Genomic DNA, 3,803 nt, shown 5'->3' with positions numbered 1-3,803 from the left:
GTTTTTTCTGGATTTCCTGCGCATGGCCTAAGCCGCACAAGATGCACCTGTTGGTGTTTGTGTGGTGGTGGGTGTGATGGGGTTGTTGTTTGGGAACTGTATAGTGGACGCGAGCATCTTGTGAAACAGGATGAAAAAGGCTGGTAATCCTTTGGGTTGCTGGTTGTTTTTGTTTTGTTTTGCATAAGCAATTTCTTATGAATTATTGAACCTGGTGAACACGCTCTTTGGGTGTGTTTTTCTTGGTTCTTTCGATTGTAATTATTTTAGCTCATGTAAATTTTTGATCATGTTTGTGGTCAAGTTTTTAAGGGCGCACGGTGGATGCCTTGGCATTGGGAGCCGAAGAAGGACGTGGGAATCTGCGATAAGCCTGGTGGAGTCGATAACCGGACGTTGAGACCAGGATTTCCGAATGGGGAAACCCCGTACGGTGTTATGCCGTATGACCCGCAGCTGAACACATAGGCTGTGTGGAGGGAACGCGGGGAAGTGAAACATCTCAGTACCCGCAGGAAGAGAAAACAATAGTGATTCCGTTAGTAGTGGCGAGCGAACGCGGATGGGGCTAAACCGAGCCATGTGTGATAGCCGGCGGGCGTTGCATGGTCGGGGTTGTGGGACTTTCCATACCAGTTCTGCCGGGCTGGTGAAGTGAGGTGCAGGCGTATAGGCGAATCGGTTTGAATGCCGGACCATAGAGGGTGAGAGTCCCGTAGTGCGAATGCGTGTCTGCCGCTTTGTGAGAGTATCCCAAGTAGGACGGGGCCCGAGAAATCCCGTTTGAATCTGCCAGGACCACCTGGTAAGCCTAAATACTACCCAATGACCGATAGCGGATAAGTACCGTGAGGGAATGGTGAAAAGTACCCCGGGAGGGGAGTGAAATAGTACCTGAAACCGTGCGCTTACAATCCGTTGGAGCCTCCTTGTGGGGTGACAGCGTGCCTTTTGAAGAATGAGCCTGCGAGTTAGTGTTACGTCGCGAGGTTAACCCGTGTGGGGAAGCCGTAGCGAAAGCGAGTCTGAATAGGGCGAGTGAGTGGCGTGATCTAGACCCGAAGCGAAGTGATCTACCCATGGCCAGGTTGAAGCGCGTGTAAGAGCGCGTGGAGGACCGAACCCACTTCAGTTGAAAATGGAGGGGATGAGCTGTGGGTAGGGGTGAAAGGCCAATCAAACTTCGTGATAGCTGGTTCTCCCCGAAATGCATTTAGGTGCAGCGTTGCGTGTTTCTTACCGGAGGTAGAGCTACTGGATGGCTAATGGGCCCTACAAGGTTACTGACGTCAGCCAAACTCCGAATGCCGGTAAGTGAGAGCGCAGCAGTGAGACTGTGGGGGATAAGCTTCATAGTCGAGAGGGAAACAGCCCAGAACGCCAACTAAGGCCCCTAAGCGTGTGCTAAGTGGAAAAGGATGTGGAGTTGCGAAGACAACCAGGAGGTTGGCTTAGAAGCAGCCATCCTTGAAAGAGTGCGTAATAGCTCACTGGTCAAGTGATTCCGCGCCGACAATGTAGCGGGGCTCAAGCACACCGCCGAAGTTGCGTCATTCAAATATTGGTAGGCCTTTGTGGTCCAGCCGTTTGGATGGGTAGGGGAGCGTCGTGTGGGCAGTGAAGTCGCGGTGTAAACCAGCGGTGGAGCCTACACGAGTGAGAATGCAGGCATGAGTAGCGAATGACGGGTGAGAAACCCGTCCGCCGAATGATCAAGGGTTCCAGGGTCAAGCTAATCTGCCCTGGGTAAGTCGGGACCTAAGGCGAGGCCGACAGGCGTAGTCGATGGACAACGGGTTGATATTCCCGTACCGGCGAAAAACCGCCCATACTAAACCGGTGATGCTAACCACCCCAAAGACCCACCATCATTCCTTCGGGAATGGTATCGGGTGTGCGGCGTGGGACCCGAACCGGGGAGGTAAACGTATTAACAGGTGTGACGCAGGAAGGTAGCCGAGCCAGGCAATGGAATTGACCTGGTCCAAGGATGTAGGCCGAGAGATAGGCAAATCCGTCTCTCATACAAGGTTGAGATCTGATAGGCGCCCCCTTTGGGGGGTGATTCGGTGATCCTATGCTGCCAAGAAAAGCATCGACGTGAGGTTTTAGCCGCCCGTACCCCAAACCGACACAGGTGATCAGGTAGAGAATACTAAGGCGATCGAGAGAATCATGGTTAAGGAACTCGGCAAAATGCCCCCGTAACTTCGGGAGAAGGGGGGCCTACCTCGTGAAAAGACCTTGCGTCTTGGAGCGGGTGTGGGCCGCAGAGACCAGGGGGAAGCGACTGTTTACTAAAAACACAGGTCCGTGCGAAGTCGCAAGACGATGTATACGGACTGACTCCTGCCCGGTGCTGGAAGGTTAAGAGGACCGGTTAGCACATTTATGTGCGAAGCTGAGAATTTAAGCCCCAGTAAACGGCGGTGGTAACTATAACCATCCTAAGGTAGCGAAATTCCTTGTCGGGTAAGTTCCGACCTGCACGAATGGAGTAACGACTTCCCCGCTGTCTCAACCATGAACTCGGCGAAATTGCACTACGAGTAAAGATGCTCGTTACGCGCAGCAGGACGGAAAGACCCCGAGACCTTTACTATAGTTTGGTATTGGTGTTCGGTGCAGCTTGTGTAGGATAGGTGGGAGACTGTGAAGCTCGGACGCTAGTTCGGGTGGAGTCATCGTTGAAATACCACTCTGGCTGTACCGGTCACCTAACTTCGGCCCATAATCTGGGTCAGGGACAGTGCCTGATGGGTAGTTTAACTGGGGCGGTTGCCTCCTAAAAAGTAACGGAGGCGCCCAAAGGTTCCCTCAGCCTGGTTGGCAATCAGGTGTCGAGTGTAAGTGCACAAGGGAGCTTGACTGTGAGAGCGACAGCTCGAGCAGGGACGAAAGTCGGGACTAGTGATCCGGCGGCACGTTGTGGAACGGCCGTCGCTCAACGGATAAAAGGTACCTCGGGGATAACAGGCTGATCTTGCCCAAGAGTCCATATCGACGGCATGGTTTGGCACCTCGATGTCGGCTCGTCGCATCCTGGGGCTGGAGTAGGTCCCAAGGGTTGGGCTGTTCGCCCATTAAAGCGGTACGCGAGCTGGGTTTAGAACGTCGTGAGACAGTTCGGTCCCTATCCGCTGCGCGCGCAGGAAATTTGAGAAGAGCTGTCCTTAGTACGAGAGGACCGGGACGGACGAACCTCTGGTGTGTCAGTTGTACTGCCAAGTGCACCGCTGATTAGCTACGTTCGGAAGGGATAACCGCTGAAAGCATCTAAGCGGGAAGCCCACTTCAAGATGAGATTTCCATACCACCTTGTGTGGTGAGAGGCCCCCAGCCAGACCACTGGGTTGATAGGCAGGATGTGGAAGCGAGGACTAAAGACTCGTGAAGCTGACCTGTACTAATAGGCCGACAACTTAAACCACAAACACCACCAAACCCCCTGGGTATTGGTGGCAAGAAACGCTGCGTCCACTATACGGTCCCGAAACAACAACCCATGTTATTTCGCGGAAAAACCATACAAGCATCGAAAGATGACTTGAGTATCACCACAGAACTAGATTCTCGTAACCCCTAAGATTTCACCACCACCCGAACAGGGCCTGGTGCGTGAGCTAGAGTTACGGCGGTCATAGCGTGGGGGAAACGCCCGGTCCCATACCGAACCCGGAAGCTAAGACCCACTGCGCCGATGGTACTGCACTCGGGAGGGTGTGGGAGAGTAGGTCACCGCCGGACATAATTTATGTTCCAGAACCCCCAAGCCAAGGCTTGGGGGTTCTGATGTTTAACCA

The 3,803-nt window shown here is 53.5% G+C and carries 2 rRNA genes; both read left to right on the top strand.

Going from position 1 to position 3,803, the window contains the following annotated elements:
* Positions 1-297 precede the first annotated feature (297 nt).
* A 23S ribosomal RNA gene (locus tag CQ018_RS19690) occupies positions 298-3,430 on the top strand.
* Between the two features lie 200 nt (positions 3,431-3,630).
* Positions 3,631-3,747, top strand: a 5S ribosomal RNA gene (gene rrf / locus CQ018_RS19685).
* Positions 3,748-3,803 lie beyond the last annotated feature (56 nt).

The sequence above is a fragment of the Arthrobacter sp. MYb227 genome (assembly GCF_002975435.1).
Lineage (GTDB): Bacteria > Actinomycetota > Actinomycetes > Actinomycetales > Micrococcaceae > Paeniglutamicibacter.
The sequence above is the reverse complement of the archived record's forward strand: the minus strand, read 5'-3'. Positions and strand labels throughout refer to the sequence as shown.